Annotated in this window: 11 protein-coding genes; 5 read left to right on the top strand and 6 right to left on the bottom strand. The window is 55.3% G+C overall.

Going from position 1 to position 16896, the window contains the following annotated elements:
* Positions 1-4 precede the first annotated feature (4 nt).
* Positions 5-1654, bottom strand: a complete 1650-nt coding sequence (gene pstA, locus AC3Y5R_RS17725) for a phosphate ABC transporter permease PstA (RefSeq protein ID WP_489922407.1) — start codon at positions 1652-1654, stop codon at positions 5-7.
* Complete coding sequence (locus AC3Y5R_RS17720) at positions 1651-3789, bottom strand: ABC transporter permease subunit (protein ID WP_489922406.1); 2139 nt, start codon at positions 3787-3789, stop codon at positions 1651-1653. The genes pstA and AC3Y5R_RS17720 overlap by 4 nt, the downstream gene beginning before the upstream one ends.
* Before the next feature lie 159 nt (positions 3790-3948).
* Between AC3Y5R_RS17720 and ppk1 the strand changes: the two genes are divergently transcribed.
* Genes ppk1 through tehB form a run of 3 tightly spaced genes read left to right on the top strand, consistent with a single transcriptional unit; the run spans position 3949 to position 8150 of the window.
* Complete coding sequence (gene ppk1, locus AC3Y5R_RS17715) at positions 3949-6009, top strand: polyphosphate kinase 1 (protein WP_489922405.1); 2061 nt, start codon at positions 3949-3951, stop codon at positions 6007-6009.
* A 6-nt stretch (positions 6010-6015) separates the two neighbouring features.
* Positions 6016-7548, top strand: coding sequence for an exopolyphosphatase (ppx, locus tag AC3Y5R_RS17710; RefSeq protein WP_489922404.1), 1533 nt, complete (start codon positions 6016-6018; stop codon positions 7546-7548).
* On the top strand, positions 7545-8150 hold the full coding sequence (tehB, locus tag AC3Y5R_RS17705) for a tellurite resistance methyltransferase TehB (RefSeq protein WP_489922403.1): 606 nt from the start codon (positions 7545-7547) through the stop codon (positions 8148-8150). Before ppx ends, tehB begins: the two co-directional genes overlap by 4 nt.
* On the opposite strand, the gene AC3Y5R_RS17700 is transcribed toward tehB, so the two are convergent.
* Positions 8140-10404, bottom strand: coding sequence for a sensor domain-containing phosphodiesterase (locus AC3Y5R_RS17700; RefSeq protein ID WP_489922402.1), 2265 nt, complete (start codon positions 10402-10404; stop codon positions 8140-8142). The genes tehB and AC3Y5R_RS17700 overlap by 11 nt on opposite strands.
* A gap of 300 nt (positions 10405-10704) precedes the next feature.
* Between AC3Y5R_RS17700 and AC3Y5R_RS17695 the strand changes: the two genes are divergently transcribed.
* Together AC3Y5R_RS17695 and mgtE are read left to right on the top strand one after the other, a co-directional pair.
* Complete coding sequence (locus AC3Y5R_RS17695) at positions 10705-10881, top strand: YfgG family protein (RefSeq protein WP_158782631.1); 177 nt, start codon at positions 10705-10707, stop codon at positions 10879-10881.
* Positions 10882-11005: 124 nt separating this feature from the next.
* The gene (gene mgtE, locus AC3Y5R_RS17690; protein ID WP_489922401.1) at positions 11006-12445 is read left to right on the top strand and encodes a magnesium transporter; all 1440 of its coding nucleotides are present in this window, start codon (positions 11006-11008) and stop codon (positions 12443-12445) included.
* A 71-nt stretch (positions 12446-12516) separates the two neighbouring features.
* Here mgtE and AC3Y5R_RS17685 read toward each other — a convergent pair whose 3' ends face one another.
* From AC3Y5R_RS17685 to guaB, 3 genes are all read right to left on the bottom strand, one after another.
* Positions 12517-13386, bottom strand: coding sequence for a glycoside hydrolase family 6 protein (locus AC3Y5R_RS17685; RefSeq protein ID WP_489922400.1), 870 nt, complete (start codon positions 13384-13386; stop codon positions 12517-12519).
* A 238-nt stretch (positions 13387-13624) separates the two neighbouring features.
* Positions 13625-15205 (bottom strand): glutamine-hydrolyzing GMP synthase, encoded by a 1581-nt coding sequence (guaA, locus tag AC3Y5R_RS17680; protein WP_489922399.1) that lies wholly within the window; start codon positions 15203-15205, stop codon positions 13625-13627.
* Between the two features lie 80 nt (positions 15206-15285).
* The gene (gene guaB, locus AC3Y5R_RS17675) at positions 15286-16752 is read right to left on the bottom strand and encodes an IMP dehydrogenase (protein ID WP_489922398.1); all 1467 of its coding nucleotides are present in this window, start codon (positions 16750-16752) and stop codon (positions 15286-15288) included.
* Positions 16753-16896: the final 144 nt, after the last annotated feature.

The following is a 16896-nucleotide window of genomic DNA, read 5'->3' as shown; positions in this document are numbered from 1 at the left end:
TCCGTCATGAATTCATCAGCCTCCGGTAACGCTCGCGCAGCCGATGGCGTAGTGCCATCGCCAGCAGGTTCAACGCCAGAATAATCGTCACCAGCAGCAGCGCCGTGGCAAAGACCAGCGGGCGATCGGCCTGAGTATTTGGACTCTGGAAGGCCAGATCGTAAATCTGAAAGCCAAGGTGCATAAATTTACGGTCAAGGTGCAGATAAGGAAAGACCGCATCCACCGGCAGTTCCGGCACCATTTTCACCACTCCCACCAGCATCAACGGCGCGGTTTCCCCTGCGGCACGGGCTACCGCGAGGATCAGGCCAGTCAGCATTGCCGGAATGGCCAGGGGCAGCGTCACGTGCCACAGCGTTTCTGCCTGAGTGGCACCCAGCGCCAGCGATCCCTGGCGTAACGACTTCGGAATACGCGACAGCCCCTCTTCTGTGGCAACAATCACCACCGGCAATGTCAGCAAAGCCAGAGTCAGCGAGGCCCAAAGCAGGCCCGGCGTGCCAAAAGTCGGGTCCGGCAGAGAGTCAGCAAAAAACAGTTTGTCCAGGCTTCCACCAACCAGCCAGACAAAGAAGCCCAGGCCAAACACGCCATAAACGATGGAGGGCACCCCGGCAAGGTTCACCACCGCAATCCTCACCAGCCGGGTGATCAGGCCGTTACCGGCATATTCATGCAGCCAGATTGCAGCCACAACGCCCAGCGGCATCACCACTACGGACATCAGCAATACCATCAGCACCGTGCCGAAAATGGCCGGGAACACCCCACCATCGCCTGAACTGTCGCCGGGAGAATCACTGACAAAATGCCACAGCTGATGCAGAAAATGCTGCCACTTCTCGCCCGTACTCATGGCGTTGGGATACCAGGCCGCGAGGATCTGACTTAGAGGCAACTGATGCTGCTGGCCCTGAGCATCGCGCAGGATCAGCACGGTGCTTTCACTTTCGCTGTTCAGTCCGGACAGTTGATCTGCCTTGCGGGCAAACTGACGCTGGATCTCAGCACTGTCCGCCTGATGAATGGATTCGGCCTGAGCCGTGTACTGTTTTGACTGTTGCAGCTGCCGCTGCTGAAGCGCCAGTTGCTCCAGCTCGCTGTTCAGCCGGGCCATGCTCACCCGCCGGATGTTGTCCGCCTGTGCCTGACGTTCACGGGTTTGTTTAATGCGCTGCTGCAAAGCCCGCATCATATTGCTGGCAACCAGCGGCTGACCATTTTCCAGCAACCCATCAAACCAGCCATAAGCCATACCGCCGCTGCGGCGTTGCAGGGCAATCACCTCGCCCGGCTGTTCGCGACCGGTAATTTCGCTGCCGATAACGGTATGAAAATCCGCCTCAGAGAAATCACGATTACCGGTTTTAATCAGGTATCTTGTGACGTTTTCCGGCAGGTTAGCGGGCAGCTCAGCTCCACTGGCAGCCAACTGCTGACGGGAAACGGTCTGCTGCTGAGCAATCTCACCCAGCAGCTTTGTTGAACCGACGGGCTGCTGCACGGTAAACAGAGTGACCGGCTGCGGCCAGAAGTAGCGCAGCCCCTGCCAGCCCAATAGCGCAATCAACAGCAGAAAAGCCAGCAAGCTGACAGCCACGGCTCCGGCAGTCAGCCAGCGCCAGCGATCGTTGTTCCTGACGGCATTCATCCCTGAACCTCCTGCTGCCCGTATCGCTGCCGCAGACGCTGGCGGACCAGCTCGGCCAGCGTGTTAACCACCAGCGTAAACACCAGCAGCACCAGAGCACTGAGGAACAGGATGCGGTAGTGAGCACTTCCTGCTGCCGCCTCTGGCATCTCAATCGCCACATTGGCAGCCAGGCTTCGCACGCCCTGAAGCAGGCCGCCTTCCGTCACCGGCGTGTTACCGGTCGCCATCAGCACAATCATGGTTTCACCCAGCGCACGGCCAAAACCAATCATTAGCGCGGCAAAAATCCCTGCGGAAGCTCCCGGCAGTACCACGCGAGTGAGCGTTTGCCAGGGCGTGGCACCCAGCGCCAGCGAGCCTTGCCCCAGTGAGGCAGGCACGCTGAAGATGGCATCTTCCGCGAGGGTGAAAATCAACGGCACTAGCGCAAAGCCCATCGCTACCCCGGCGATCAACAGGTTACGCTGCTGATAGCCTCCGCTCAGCCTGTCTGCCAGCCCCTGACCAAACAGGCTGTGTTCCAGCAGCGGGATCAGCCATAAGCTCAGCCCTCCAGCCAGTAGCAAAAGCGGCAGCAGAATCCAGATTTCACGCCCTTCGCCGCACAGCCGCTTGCGCCATTTCAGCGGCAGCTTCAGTGATGCCCAGCCACACAGCAGGAGAGTGGCGGCCAGGATCAGCGGCAGTAAAAGCACGCCAGGCAGCCGATCCGCCAGCTGCGGTGCCAGCCAGAGTCCGGCAATCAGCCCTATCACCACGCTGGGCAGCGCACCCATCATTTCAATCGCGGGTTTGACCCAGCGGCGCAGCCCCGGCGACATAAACCAGGCCGTGTACATCGCGGCAGCCAGCGCCAGTGGCGTGGCAAAAAGCATCGCCAGACCCGCAGCTTTTAGCGTCCCCACCACCACAGGCACCAGGCTGTACTTGCCCTGATAGTCATCGTTGGCGGCAGTGGACTGCCAGACATAGTCTGGCTGAGGGTAGTTTTCATACCAGACTTTTTGCAGCAGATTACGCCAGCTGATATCCGGCCACGGATTTGACAAATTATAATGCTGCCAGCGCCCTGCGCGCTCCACCAGCAGCCCATCGCCGCGCGGTGCAAAGACCGCGTTGAGTACGCCTGGCGCCAACTGGCGGGAAAAAATAACGCTGTCCTGCTTACTGGCAAACAACTTCAGTTCACCGTCAGGGCTGAGGGTGGCAAAGACCCGGCGATGTGCCTCAGTAAACAGTCGGAAATGGGCATCCGCACCGGCAAAATAGCGAATAAATTTCATATGTGGGCCGGTTTCACTGGCGATATCAAACCACTGAGACACGCCTTTATCATCACCAATCAACAGAGAACGCCCGCCACTGAGCAGGGAAATGGAGCGAGGCGGCTGCGATAATGTATGAGTATCACGCAGGACCAGACCGTTGCTGGTCAGACGCCACACCCGCAGAATATTGCCGGAAAGACCGAACAACAGGCGACCATCCGGGGCCAGTAGCAGCTGGCTGAGATCCTTTACTGGCAGGCTAAGGCTGAGAGTCGGTTGTCCGTGCTGCAGCCGTGAAACCGTCACCTGCAAAGCGCTGGCCTGCGCAACCAGCCAGTTATCCTCATCCGGATGGGCCAGGCTGACCAGCTTCGCGGCGGGATCAGAAACCGTCAGCGGCCGATCGCCAAGCGGAAACTTCCAGCGCGGCTCTTTACCCGTCTGGCTGAAATCCGCGGTCACCAGCACCAGCCCGGCAGCGCTTTTCAGCAACACGCTGCTATTATCTGATGTGGAGTAAGCGCTGACTTCCCCATGCGCCAGGGGGAAAGGAGCAGAAGGCGGCTGCGCGTCCAGCGGAATAAAACTCCCCTGGCCCTGATTATCGATACGCCATCCCCACTGCTGCTTTGGGTCAATGCCCATCGCCACGGCTGGCCGGGTCTGCCATAACGCAATCTCATTATTGCTGCTGATCGAGGGTGAAGCGAACAGCGGCACCACCACCCACACCAGCCAGACAAACAGCAACAGCATCACCAGCAGGATTGCCAGCCCGCAAGCCATCACCAGACGACGGGTGAGCCGGTCAGTAAACTGACGGCGCCGATCGTTAAATTGTGCGGGGATGGGGTTTGAGGTCATGCTTTTTATCGTTTTCCGGTGTGCTGAGAAGTCGCTATGTTGCCCGTATGTGGTTAATAAGACAATCAACAATGTCCGTGGACATTGCTGCCATACTCTCGCCATAATGCTACGGGACAATGACCGGTTTCGGGCAGGATCTGCTTAAACGGAGTAAAAATGGGTCAGGAAAAGCTGTATATCGAGAAAGAGTTAAGCTGGTTATCGTTCAATGAACGAGTTTTACAGGAAGCAGCGGACAAAACGAACCCGCTGATTGAGCGTATGCGCTTTCTGGGTATCTACTCCAATAATCTGGAAGAATTCTACAAAGTCCGCTTCGCGGATCTGAAGCGCCGCATTCTGATTGGCGAAGAGCAGGGTTCCCCCAATACACCGCGCCATCTGTTAAACAAAATCCAGACTCGCGTACTGAAAGCCGACCAGGAATTTGACGGTCTGTACAACGATCTGCTGCTGGAAATGGCACGTAATCAGATCTTCCTGATTAACGAGCGTCAGCTTTCCCCCAATCAGCAAAGCTGGCTGCGCCACCACTTCAAACATCACCTCCGCCAGCACATCACCCCGATTCTGATCAATCACGATACCGATTTGATCGAGTTTCTGAAGGATGACTACACCTATCTGGCAGTAGAAATCATCCGTGGCGATGAGATCAGCTACGCGCTGCTGGAAATTCCTTCGGACAAGGTTCCGCGCTTTGTGAACCTGCCACCGGAGACACCACGCCGTCGCAAGCCAATGATTTTACTTGATAACATTCTCCGCTACTGCCTGGGGGATATTTTCCGTGGCTTCTTTGATTACGATGCGCTTAATGCCTATTCAATGAAGATGACCCGTGACGCAGAATATGATCTGGTCACCGAGATGGAATCCAGCCTGCTGGAGCTGATGTCTTCCAGCCTGAAGCAACGCCTGACGGCCGAGCCGGTGCGCTTTGTTTATCAGCGCGATATGCCGGATGCGATGGTGGAGATGCTGAGTAAAAAGCTGAACATCACCAACTATGACTCCATCGTGCCGGGCGGCCGTTACCATAACTTCAAAGACTTCATCAGCTTCCCGAACGTCGGCAAAGCCAACCTGGTCAACAAGCCGCTGCCGCAGCTGCGCCACATCTGGTTCGACCGCTTCCGTAATGGTTTTGATGCCATCCGTAATCGCGACGTGCTGCTCTATTATCCGTACCATACTTTTGAGCACGTGCTTGAACTGCTGCGTCAGGCTTCGTTTGACCCGGCTGTGCTGGCGATCAAAATCAACATTTACCGCGTGGCGAAGAACTCCCGCATTATTGATGCGATGATCCATGCGGCCTACAACGGCAAGAAAGTGACCGTAGTGGTGGAGCTGCAGGCCCGCTTCGATGAAGAAGCGAATATTCACTGGGCGAAACGGCTGACCGAAGCTGGTGTGCACGTTATCTTCTCCGCGCCCGGGCTGAAAATTCACGCCAAGCTGTTCCTGATTTCACGACGTGAGAACGGCGAAATTGCCCGTTATGCGCATATCGGTACCGGTAACTTCAACGAGAAAACCGCGCGGATTTACACCGACTATTCGCTGCTGACTGCGGATGCGCGCATCACCAATGAAGTGCGCCGCGTCTTTAACTTTATTGAAAACCCTTACCGCCCGGTCAGTTTTGAACATCTGATGGTGTCGCCGCAGAACTCACGTCAGATGCTATATCAGCTGATCGACAACGAAATTGCCAACGCGCAAAACGGCATCGCGGCAGGCATCACGCTGAAGGTGAACAACCTGGTGGACAAAGGGTTGGTTGACCGACTGTATACCGCCAGCAGCGTCGGTGTGAGGGTAAATCTGTTAATCCGTGGCATGTGCTCGCTGATCCCCGATCTTGAAGGCATCAGTGAAAATATTCGCGTGATTAGCATCGTTGACCGCTACCTGGAGCACGATCGCGTCTATATTTTTGAAAACGGCGGCGATAAAAAAGTGTTCCTCTCTTCCGCGGACTGGATGACCCGCAATATCGATTACCGTATCGAAGTGGCCGTCTCAATTCTTGACCCGATTCTGAAACAGCGGGTGCTGGATATTATTGGCATCCTGTTGAGTGATACGCTTAAGGCGCGCTACGTAGATAAAGAACTCAGTAACCGTTACGTTCCCCGCGGCAACCGCCGTAAGGTCCGCGCGCAGCTGGCTATCTACGATTACATCAAAACTCTGGAGCAACCTGACTAACTCACTATGCCAATATCCCAGAAAAATACCCCCAAACCGCAGGAATTCGCTGCTATCGATTTGGGCTCAAACAGTTTTCACATGGTGATTGCCCGCGTGGTCGATGGTGCCATGCAGGTGCTCGGCAGATTGAAACAGCGCGTGCACCTGGCCGACGGCCTGGATCACAATAATGTATTGAGTGAAGAAGCCATCGAGCGCGGGCTGAATTGCCTGGCGCTGTTCGCGGAGCGTCTGCAGGGTTTCAGCCCGGCCAACGTCACCATCGTGGGCACGCATACCCTGCGCCAGGCCGTTAACGCCGAAGAGTTTCTGCAGCGCGCGGCCGATGTCATCCCCTACCCGATTGAAGTGATTTCCGGTCATGAAGAAGCGCGCCTGATCTTTATGGGCGTCGAGCACACGCAGCCGGAGAAAGGCCGCAAGCTGGTGATCGATATCGGTGGCGGTTCTACCGAGATGGTGATTGGCGAGGATTTTGAACCCCGCCTGGTGGAAAGTCGCCGGATGGGCTGCGTCAGCTTTGCCAATATCTACTTCCCCGGCAAAATAATCAGCAAGGAAAACTTCCGCCGCGCCCGCCTGGCCGCCGCGCAAAAGCTGGAGACCATGGCATGGCAGTACCGCCTGATGGGCTGGCAGTACGCGCTTGGCGCTTCCGGCACGATCAAAGCGGCCTGCGAAGTGCTGCTGGCAATGGATGAAAAGGAAAAACTGATCACTCCGGAGCGTCTGGAGATGCTTGTTGAAGAGGCGCTCAAATATAAATCCTTTGATTCCCTCACCCTGCCGGGTCTTTCAGATGAACGCAAAGCCGTCTTCGTACCGGGTCTGGCCATTATCTGCGGCGTGTTTGACGCGCTGGCTATCCGCGAACTGCGCCTGTCAGATGGTGCGCTACGTGAAGGGGTTCTGTATGAGATGGAAGGTCGCTTCCGCCATCAGGATATCCGCAGCCGCACCGCACAGAGTCTTGCCAATCACTACGCCATCGACAGCGATCAGGCAAAGCGAGTACTGGAAACCACTGAGCAACTCTACCTGCAGTGGCGCGACCAAAATCCCAGGCAGGCCAATCCGCAGCTTTCAGCGCTGCTGAAGTGGGCGGCGATGCTGCATGAAGTGGGACTGACCATCAACCACAGCGGGCTGCAGCGCCACTCGTCTTATATCCTGCAAAACACCAATTTGCCGGGCTTTAATCAGGATCAACAAACGCTGCTGGCGACGCTGGTACGCTTCCACCGTAAAGCGGTGAAGGTTGATGAAATGCCCCGCCTGACGCTGTTCAAGAAGAAACAGTTTTTGCCGCTGGTGTTCCTGCTGCGCCTTGGCGCGTTGCTGAATAACCAGCGTCAGGCCACCACCACGCCTTCTTCGCTGAAACTGGAAACCGATGACGGCCACTGGACGCTGACGTTTCCCCGCGATTACTTTAGCCAGAACAACCTGGTCCAGTTGGATCTGGAACGTGAACAGAGCTACTGGAAAGAGGTGACCGGCTGGCAGTTAATGATTCAGGAAGAGCCCGGCGAATGAACAGCAAGGCAGACAGTTATTACACTGAGAAATACCAGCTTACCGCTACCCACTCCGAAGTGGTGGAAGCAGTTAGCCTGATGGAGCCTGGTCGGGCGTTAGATTTGGGGTGCGGCAATGGCCGCAACTCCCTGTATCTTAATCTGAAAGGCTTCGACGTCACCGCGTGGGATCGCAGTGCGCCGAGCCTGGCAAACCTGAATCAGATCATCGCTGGGGAAGGGCTGACCGGGATACGCACCGCAGAGAAGGATCTCAACGATTTGCGATTTAACGGAGCTTACGAGCTGGTGATTTCAACCGTCGTAATGATGTTTCTGCAACCGGAAACCATTCCTCAACTGATAGCCGACATGCAGGCCAGTACGGTGCGTGGGGGCTACAACCTGATTGTGGCGGCCATGGATACCGAAGATTACCCCTGCAACGTCGGCTTCCCGTTCGCGTTCAAATCGGGAGAGCTGAGCGAGTACTATCGTCGCTGGCATATCCTGAAGTATAACGAGCACGTGGGCCACCTGCACCGTACGGATGAGCACGGCAACCGGATCGCCCTGCGCTTTGCCACCCTGCTGGCGCAAAAAGAGCAGGTCAAAGATTAGTTGACGCTTCAGCCTCTGAGGCTGTCCCCATCTCTTCAATATTGTCAGCCACCTCCTGCAGAGGGCGTGGCTGGCTGTACAGCGGCCCCTGCAGATAGTCCACCCCCAGACGCCGCAGCAGGTCATCCTCTTCTGCTGACTCCACGCATTTGGCGAGAATTTGCATCTTCTTCAGCCTGGCGATGACGCAGGTTGACTCGATAATCTGATAATCCAGGCTGTTGTGGATCATGTTTTGCACGAAGCTACCGTCTATTTTCAGCATGTCGACCTGCACTTCTTTCAGTCTGGCATAGCTGGCATAGCCGCTGCCAAAGTCGTCAATCGCCACACGGCAACCGAGATTTCGTAACTGGGCAATAGAGCGGTTACCCCAGCTGTAGTCGGTAAGAATGGGCGACTCTTCCACTTCAAAGATCAGCTGCCAGGCTTCAACATTATGCTCGCGTAGTAACTCTTCCACCTCCCGAGCCAGCTGCGGGCGGCAAAGGCTCGCCGCAAAGAGATTGATGGAAAAACGCAGCCCTGGCAGAGTTTCCCGATGGGCATCGATGAACGCCAGCGTTTGCGCCAGCACCCAGCGATCCACATCCCAGTGCAGGCCGAACTCATTGACTACCAGATGCAGCAACCCTGGTTTGACTTTGTCACCCTGACTGTCCTTCATTCTCAGCATGATATCGTAGTAATCATCGCCGCGCACGCCGCAAATTTGTTGCACCATTAGCTCGAAGCCATCAGTTTTCAGCGCCTGTTGAATATCATTCAGCAGGGAGATTTTTTGCGTCACCAGGCTCTGTACCGGGGTGCTGGAGCTTTGATGCAGGCTTTCCACCACTCCGCTGGTCAGCGAGACTTCAGCCATCCCGCTCATTTCGCCCAGCAGCTCATAAAGATGTAAGACCGGTGGCCGCACGCTGCAGTAGCTCAGGCCCACCTGCGGATGGATCGGTAATCCCTCCCAGCTCAGGTGGTAATCTTTCAATCGTGCGGCGATGTTTTCAATTCTTTCCAGATGCCCCACTTCATCCAGTCGCATCACCAGATCGAATCCCGGCAGCTGATAGACATCTTCACCGGGTAACAGGTCGGGTTTGAGATGGCTGGCCAGACTGCGCTTGTACTGGATCCTCAGCCGCAGACCATAAGTGCGGCTCAGACGGTCAAGATCGGGAATACTCAAAAAACAGAGCGTGGAACGCGGGCTTCGTTCCAGAGCAATGCCCAGCGCCCGTAAATTAGGCATGTTCATAACCGGATCGTTTAACGCGGCGGCTTTTGCCAGAGCCAGGATCTGCCGCTGGCGCGTGCTGATAGCAGACATAATCAGTATCGTCAGGCTGAATACCAGCAGGTTCGCCGACATGACCGCAAGATGATAAGGATCGGTCACAGCCTGCAGAAAGCGATCGCGCATCTGATAAAGAACCATCAGCAACATCGCCCAACTGAACGAGGTGAACAGATAGCCAAAACGTACCGCAGCCCACAGCATAACCGGCAGGAGCAGCGGCAAACCATAATCAGTACTCAGCAGGTTCTTTTTCGACCCATCAAACTGCGCCAGCACCAGCAACAGAAAAACCACCAGCACCATCCAGAGCAGATATTCCAGATTTTTCACCTCCGGAGAGGCCTGGCGCAGAATGCGATGATACCCGAGACGAATAAACCCCGGATTACGCAGGCAGCGGATAAACTGGTAGCAAATCGGCAACATGGTCAGGCACGAGAGCAGCAATGACTGAAGATTGAGCAGTGAATGCAGGGACAAAAAATTGCGGGAAAATATCGAGTGGGTCAATGGCAGAAGCCCCATCGATGCCATTAACTGCATGGAAGAAGTGAACAATGCCGGCACCACAAACACCAGCCAGAACAGGCGACAGGGGATCAGACGCAAATCCACCAGCTCCACGCTCCAGCGGCGACCCGCCTGTAACCGATAACCCGTCCAGCCGCACAGCAGCGAACCAACAAAACCACCGATAATAATAAGCGCATGAGGTGGCGCATAACGGTGGAAATAGTACGCTGACAGCCCGAGAATAATGCCAGGAAAAGCCCCCCAGTCATAAACCAGTAGCATCGCGATCATCATCGCCATCGGCAGGTAAATCAGATAGACGTAACCATCCAGTACCCAGAGCCGCACAGACACCATTGTGGCAATGGGCATTATTAACAGAGGGAGCAGTAACGCCAATCCCCAGGGATTATTGCAAAAACGGCTAAGCCAAGGTGAGATTTTCATGATACTCGTTCAGGTTTTGGGCTGAGTCCGCCCGGGCAACAGCAGGTATTCAGGTATTGCTGCACTGGATATTGCGCAATACTAGGCATAATTCCGGGGGTGAATTTGATCTAAATCAATAACTGCGGATTTTTTCTTACCTGTATCTCTGCGGTTTAGATAACAACAGGCTTTCGGGTTATATTCTGTCGATGCTGTTTATCACCCCGGAGGCGATGCGTTGCCCGTTCGCGTTGACCCGCCGGAGAAGCTGTGACTAAATGGCATTGTCGCCTTCGGGCTTACTTCAGGATAAATTGCGTGAATCGCGCCATGCCATTCAGAAAACGTCAGAAAACCAGCCGGATGACCCGCATTGTGTTGCTGGTCAGCTTTATCATCTTAGTGGGCCGATTAATTTATGTTGTCCCCGGTGCTATTGCTCATCATCAGCAGAAAAAACAGGATGTTGCAGTCCCCACCTCCGTAACTAAATAGTGAGGGATTGTGGTGCCTCACCCTGAGAAGTTGCCTGAAAAAATGCAACTTATCCTCTCTTTATGCCTGATTTAGACAATACTTACTTCATCGCCTGCCTTTTGCCAGACACAAGGGAATTTTTATGTCTGTAGCTCAGTCTCATACTCAGCAACTTGCTGAAATCCGAAGCCGTATTCTGAACTTATTACTTAATGATGGCGATCTGGTCGACACGTTGCTGCAGCGCCCTTTAAAAGAGAGCGATGCGGAAGCTAAAGCGCATGAGGAGCAGGCGGAGGAGATAAAGCAGTATATCTCCCTGCTCCATGCGGCTGACCTTGCTGACCTGCTGGAAGCCCTGCCGGAAGATGAACGCCTGGCCTTGTGGCATTTGGTTGGTACCGAACGTCGCGGGATGGTGCTGGTTGAGGCCTCAGAAAGCGTCTGGGAAAGCCTGATCGAAGAGATGAGCGACCGCGACTTACTGCGGGCCCTTGAACCACTGGACATTGATGACCAGGTTTATCTCTCCCAATATCTGTCGCGTGATTTAACGGGTCGCCTGCTGACGTCTCTGGAACCCGGCCAGCGTTCTCGCGTGCTGGAGGTGATGGATTTTGACCGCGATCGCGTGGGTCGCATCATGGACTTCAAGCTGGTGACCATGCACGCAGACGTGACGCTGGCGACCGTCCAGCGCTATCTGAGACGCAAAAAGTCGATCCCTGACGGCACCGACAAACTGTTTATCACCGATGAAAACAATACACTGCTGGGTGAACTTGCCCTGACGGATATCCTGCTGAATAAGCCAAAAAAACTGGTCGCGGAGGTGATGAACGCCAAACCCACCACGTTCCGCATTGATGATAAGGCTGAAGATGCCGCCGGGGCTTTTGAGCGTTATAACCTGATTTCTGCTGCCGTCATCGATGCCAAAGGCAAATTGATGGGCCGCGTGACCATTGAAGACGTGGTTGACCTGGTCAATGAAGAGAACGACAGCAACATCCGTAAAATGGGTGGTGTGAACCCTGATGAGGATGTGTTTGCTCCGGTCAGAAAAGCGGTGCGTACCCGCTGGACCTGGCTGGCAATCAACCTCTGCACCGCTTTTGTGGCTTCCAGGGTTATTGGCCTGTTTGAAGACACCATTTCGCAGCTGGTTGCGCTGGCGACGTTAATGCCTATCGTCGCGGGTATTGGCGGTAACACCGGCAACCAGACCATCACCATGATTGTGCGCGCGCTGGCGCTGCACCAGGTCGAACCCGGTAACTTCTCGTTCCTGATTGCCCGTGAGCTGGGCGTGGCGCTGATTAACGGCCTGTGCTGGGGCGGAATTATGGGTGGCGTGACCTGGGCGATGTATGGCAACCCGGCGCTGGGCGGCGTGATGATGCTGGCGATGGTCCTGAACCTGCTGTTGGCGGCATTAATGGGCGTGCTGATCCCGTTGATTATGACCAAACTGAAACGCGATCCCGCGGTAGGCTCCAGCGTGCTGATCACCGCCCTGACCGACACCGGCGGCTTCTTTATCTTCCTCGGCCTGGCAACTATTTTCCTGTTGCATCACTGAGGTTGATAGCTGTACAGAAGGCGGCTGTGGCCGCCTTTTTTTATTGTTAATACCCTGAGTTCAGGCAGATGTTATTCGCCATTAATCAGTTTCATTGCCAGATCGGGGCTGAATACGCCCGCAGCTGGCCCTCCGTGACAATCAGCCGTGGGTGAACTGTCGCAGTCGGAATTACCCGGGATTTTAATCCACGCGGCGAGAGCGTACCCGGAGAGAACGCCGGTGGCAGCCCCGATTTTACGCCCCGGAGGATTACACCAGTCGCCCGCATTGGCACCATTACCATTCCGGCTGGTGTCGATAATAATCGATTTGCTGTAGCCGTAATTTGATGACAACGCAGCAATCACGCTGTTGCCATAGTCGATTGATTGCTGCGTGGTGTAATAATTGGACACGTTCAGCGCGAAGCCCCGCGCATTTTTCACGTTAGCATCGTTCAGGCTTTTCGCCATCGTTGCTGCCGCTATCCAGTTTGCATGACCCGCATCGATATAAACTTCTGTGGCCGTGGCTTTGCTCTGAATACGGGAACCCGCATAGCTCAGTAAACTCAGGCGTTCAGTTTGCTGATCGGCCGTCAGGCAGCTGATATCCGCCAGCGCATCCGGCTCCACCACCGCATGATGCGTTGACAGGCCGCTGATGAAATTATCAATCCATTGTTGATAGGCCGCAGCATCGCTCGCACCACCTGCTGAAGCGCCGCCGCTGCAATCGCGATGAGGAATGTTATAAGCCACCAGCAGCGGTATTTTACCGGCATTGCTGGCTGCCGTGACGTAAGCACTGACAGTAGACTTTAATGCGTTATCAGCCTGGCTGGCGCCGCTGAACCAGCGGGCAGTGGGAACATCAGCAATTTTGGCTTTAATGGTGGCAGCGCGGGAATCGGAGGGGTTATTTTTAACCCACAGAGCAGCGTTGGAATTCGGGTTCACATAATAGCCCTCAGCGGCTGAAGCCTGACAGTGAACAGGGTGAAAATCACGCCGGTACAGCAAAGAAGTTTTTTCAATTTCCTCTCTCCATAAGCAGATAATCGTCACTTTTCGCCAGATGGGCATATTTTTGTACGGCGGTTTTCAGTCAGCAATATGATGGCGACGAACATTCTGTCTTATTTCAGCCATAAAAAAACCGCCCTCACAGGCGGTTTTTTAATTAGTGGGGAAAAAGTTATTCCCACTCAATCGTCGCTGGCGGTTTACCGGAAATATCGTAAACCACGCGGGAGATCCCGTCGATTTCATTAATAATGCGGTTAGAAACGCGGCCCAGGAATTCATAAGGCAGGTGCGCCCAGTGCGCGGTCATAAAGTCGATGGTTTCCACGGCACGCAGTGAAACAACCCAGTCGTATTTACGGCCATCGCCCATCACGCCTACCGAACGCACTGGCAGGAACACGGTGAAGGCCTGGCTGACTTTATTGTAGAGATCCGCTTTGTGCAGCTCTTCGATAAAGATCGCATCGGCACGGCGCAGCAGGTCACAATACTCTTTCTTCACTTCGCCCAGCACGCGCACGCCCAGACCAGGTCCAGGGAACGGGTGACGGTAAAGCATGTTGTACGGCAGACCCAGCTCCAGACCGATTTTGCGCACTTCATCTTTGAACAGCTCTTTCAGCGGCTCAACCAGACCCAGCTTCATCTCCTTCGGCAGACCGCCCACGTTGTGGTGCGATTTGATCACATGAGCTTTACCGGTGGCAGATGCCGCGGATTCGATCACGTCAGGATAGATGGTGCCCTGAGCCAGCCAGGAAACGTCGGTCAGACGGGTGGCCTGTTCATCGAACACTTCCACAAACACACGACCAATGGTTTTGCGCTTCGCTTCCGGCTCATCAATACCGGCCAGCGCGTCAAGGAAGCGGGCTTCCGCCGCCACGTGGACGATGTTCAGGCCGAAGTGGTCGCCAAACATCTCCATCACCTGCTCTGCTTCATTCAGACGCAGCAGGCCGTTATCGACGAAGACGCAGGTCAGGCGGTCGCCGATAGCGCGGTGCAGCAGCATTGCGGTCACGGAAGAGTCCACGCCGCCAGATAGGCCAAGGATCACTTTGTCGTTACCAATCTGCGCACGCAGGCGCTCAACGGCATCTTCGATAATCTTTGCAGGCGTCCACAGCGCTTCACACTGGCAGATATCGCGCACGAAGCGCTCCAGCAGGCGCAGGCCCTGATGAGTGTGAGTCACTTCCGGGTGGAACTGCACGCCATAAAAACGTTTTTCTTCGTTGGCCATAATGGCGAACGGGCAGCTCTCGGTGCTGGCAACGGTCACGAAGTCCGCCGGAATAGCCGTCACTTTGTCGCCGTGGCTCATCCACACGTCCAGCAGAGGCTTGCCAGCCGCGCTGAGGGAATCTTCAATGCCACGGGTCAGCGCGCTGTCTACAGCCACTTCAACCTGCGCATAACCGAATTCACGCTCGCTGGAGCCTTCAACCTTGCCGCCCAGCTGCAGCGCCATGGTCTGCATGCCATAACACACGCCAAACACCGGCACACCGGCCGTGAACACGTACTCAGGGGCTCGCGGGCTGTTATGCTCGGTGGTGCTTTCCGGGCCACCGGAAAGAATAATGCCGTTCGGGTTGAACTGGCGGATCTGCTCTTCGGTGACGTCCCACGCCCACAGTTCACAGTAAACGCCCAGTTCACGCACGCGACGTGCCACCAGCTGCGTATACTGCGAGCCGAAATCAAGGATCAGTATGCGATGTTTATGAATATTTTCCGTCGTCATTGGGCTATTCCAGGGCGATAAACAAATTCAGGGATTAGGATTAAAACGCCCGGCAGAGCCGGGCGGTGTGTCAGGGGTTATCAGGAACCCATGCGGTAGTTCGGGGACTCTTTGGTGATGGTCACGTCGTGGACGTGGCTTTCCGAAATACCAGCGCCGCTGATGCGGACAAATTCCGCTTTGGTGCGCAGGTCGTCGATAGTACCACAGCCGGTCAGACCCATACAGGAGCGCAGGCCGCCCATTTGCTGGTGAACGATCTCTTTCAGGCGGCCTTTGTAAGCCACGCGCCCTTCAATCCCTTCCGGCACCAGCTTGTCAGCGGCGTTATCAGTCTGGAAGTAACGGTCAGAGGAGCCTTTGGACATCGCGCCCAGAGAACCCATACCACGGTAAGATTTGAATGAACGCCCCTGGTACAGTTCGATTTCGCCAGGAGATTCTTCAGTCCCGGCCAGCATGGAGCCTACCATGACCGCCGAAGCACCCGCTGCGATTGCTTTAGCGATGTCGCCAGAGAAGCGGATACCGCCGTCAGCGATAACCGGGATGCCGGTGCCTTCCAACGCGGCCACCGCGTCTGAAACAGCGGTAATCTGTGGAACACCCACGCCGGTCACGATACGGGTGGTACAGATTGAACCCGGGCCAATGCCCACTTTCACCGCGCTCACGCCAGCTTCAACCAGGGCCAGCGCACCTGCGCCAGTCGCCACGTTACCGCCCACGATCTGCAGGTCAGGATATTTGGCACGGGTTTCACGGATACGTTGCAGAACGCCTTCGGAATGACCATGAGAGGAGTCGATCAGCAGCACGTCAACACCGGCAGCCACCAGCGCATCAACACGCTCTTCGTTGCCCGCACCAGCACCAACAGCAGCACCCACGCGCAGACGGCCATGCTCGTCTTTACAGGCGTTAGGTTTACGTTCGGCTTTCTGGAAGTCTTTTACGGTGATCATGCCCAGCAGGTGGAAACTGTCGTCCACTACCAGCGCTTTCTCAACACGCTTTTCGTGCATTTTTTGCAGCACAACTTCCCGCGCCTCACCTTCACGCACGGTTACCAGACGCTCTTTCGGAGTCATGACTGCGGAGACAGGCAGGTTCATATCGGTGACGAAGCGCACGTCACGGCCGGTGATGATACCGACCAGCTCGTTATCGCCATTCACTACCGGGTAACCGGCAAAGCCGTTACATTCGGTAAGTCGCTGAACTTCGCTCAGCGCGGTGGTTGGCAGCACGGTCTGCGGATCGGTCACCACGCCACTTTCGTGTTTTTTCACCTTGCGGACTTCTTCCGCTTGGCGCTCAATGGACATGTTTTTGTGGATAAAGCCCAGCCCCCCTTCCTGTGCCAGCGCAATAGCGAGGCCCGCTTCGGTCACGGTATCCATGGCTGCGGAGAGCATAGGGATATTCAGGCGGATAGATTTAGTGAGCTGGGTGCTGAGGTCGGCCGTGTTTGGGAGAACAGTCGAATGAGCAGGAACGAGCAGAACGTCGTCAAATGTCAGGGCTTCTTTAGCGATTCTTAGCATGGCAATATCTCAACCTCAGGGTGAATGAGAACTTGTAAAATATTGCCGCGGCATTATACAGGCCGTAACCGATTGCCTCCAGCTTTATTTATAAAAACTCTTGAAACCTTTTCTCAGCCCTGTAGTATCGGTCGATTAACCCTC

The organism is Erwinia sp. 009765445, assembly GCF_058137865.1.
This window is presented reverse-complemented; position numbering and strand designations above follow the sequence as displayed.

Bases quoted from the DNA above. Each gene is read 5' to 3' on its own strand.
- pstA (WP_489922407.1), bottom strand. From the start codon at position 1,654: ATGAATGCCGTCAGGAACAACGATCGCTGGCGCTGGCTGACTGCCGGA.
- AC3Y5R_RS17720 (WP_489922406.1), bottom strand. From the start codon at position 3,789: ATGACCTCAAACCCCATCCCCGCACAATTTAACGATCGGCGCCGTCAG.
- ppk1 (WP_489922405.1), top strand. From the start codon at position 3,949: ATGGGTCAGGAAAAGCTGTATATCGAGAAAGAGTTAAGCTGGTTATCG.
- ppx (WP_489922404.1), top strand. From the start codon at position 6,016: ATGCCAATATCCCAGAAAAATACCCCCAAACCGCAGGAATTCGCTGCT.
- tehB (WP_489922403.1), top strand. From the start codon at position 7,545: ATGAACAGCAAGGCAGACAGTTATTACACTGAGAAATACCAGCTTACC.
- AC3Y5R_RS17700 (WP_489922402.1), bottom strand. From the start codon at position 10,404: ATGAAAATCTCACCTTGGCTTAGCCGTTTTTGCAATAATCCCTGGGGA.
- mgtE (WP_489922401.1), top strand. From the start codon at position 11,006: ATGTCTGTAGCTCAGTCTCATACTCAGCAACTTGCTGAAATCCGAAGC.
- guaA (WP_489922399.1), bottom strand. From the start codon at position 15,205: ATGACGACGGAAAATATTCATAAACATCGCATACTGATCCTTGATTTC.
- guaB (WP_489922398.1), bottom strand. From the start codon at position 16,752: ATGCTAAGAATCGCTAAAGAAGCCCTGACATTTGACGACGTTCTGCTC.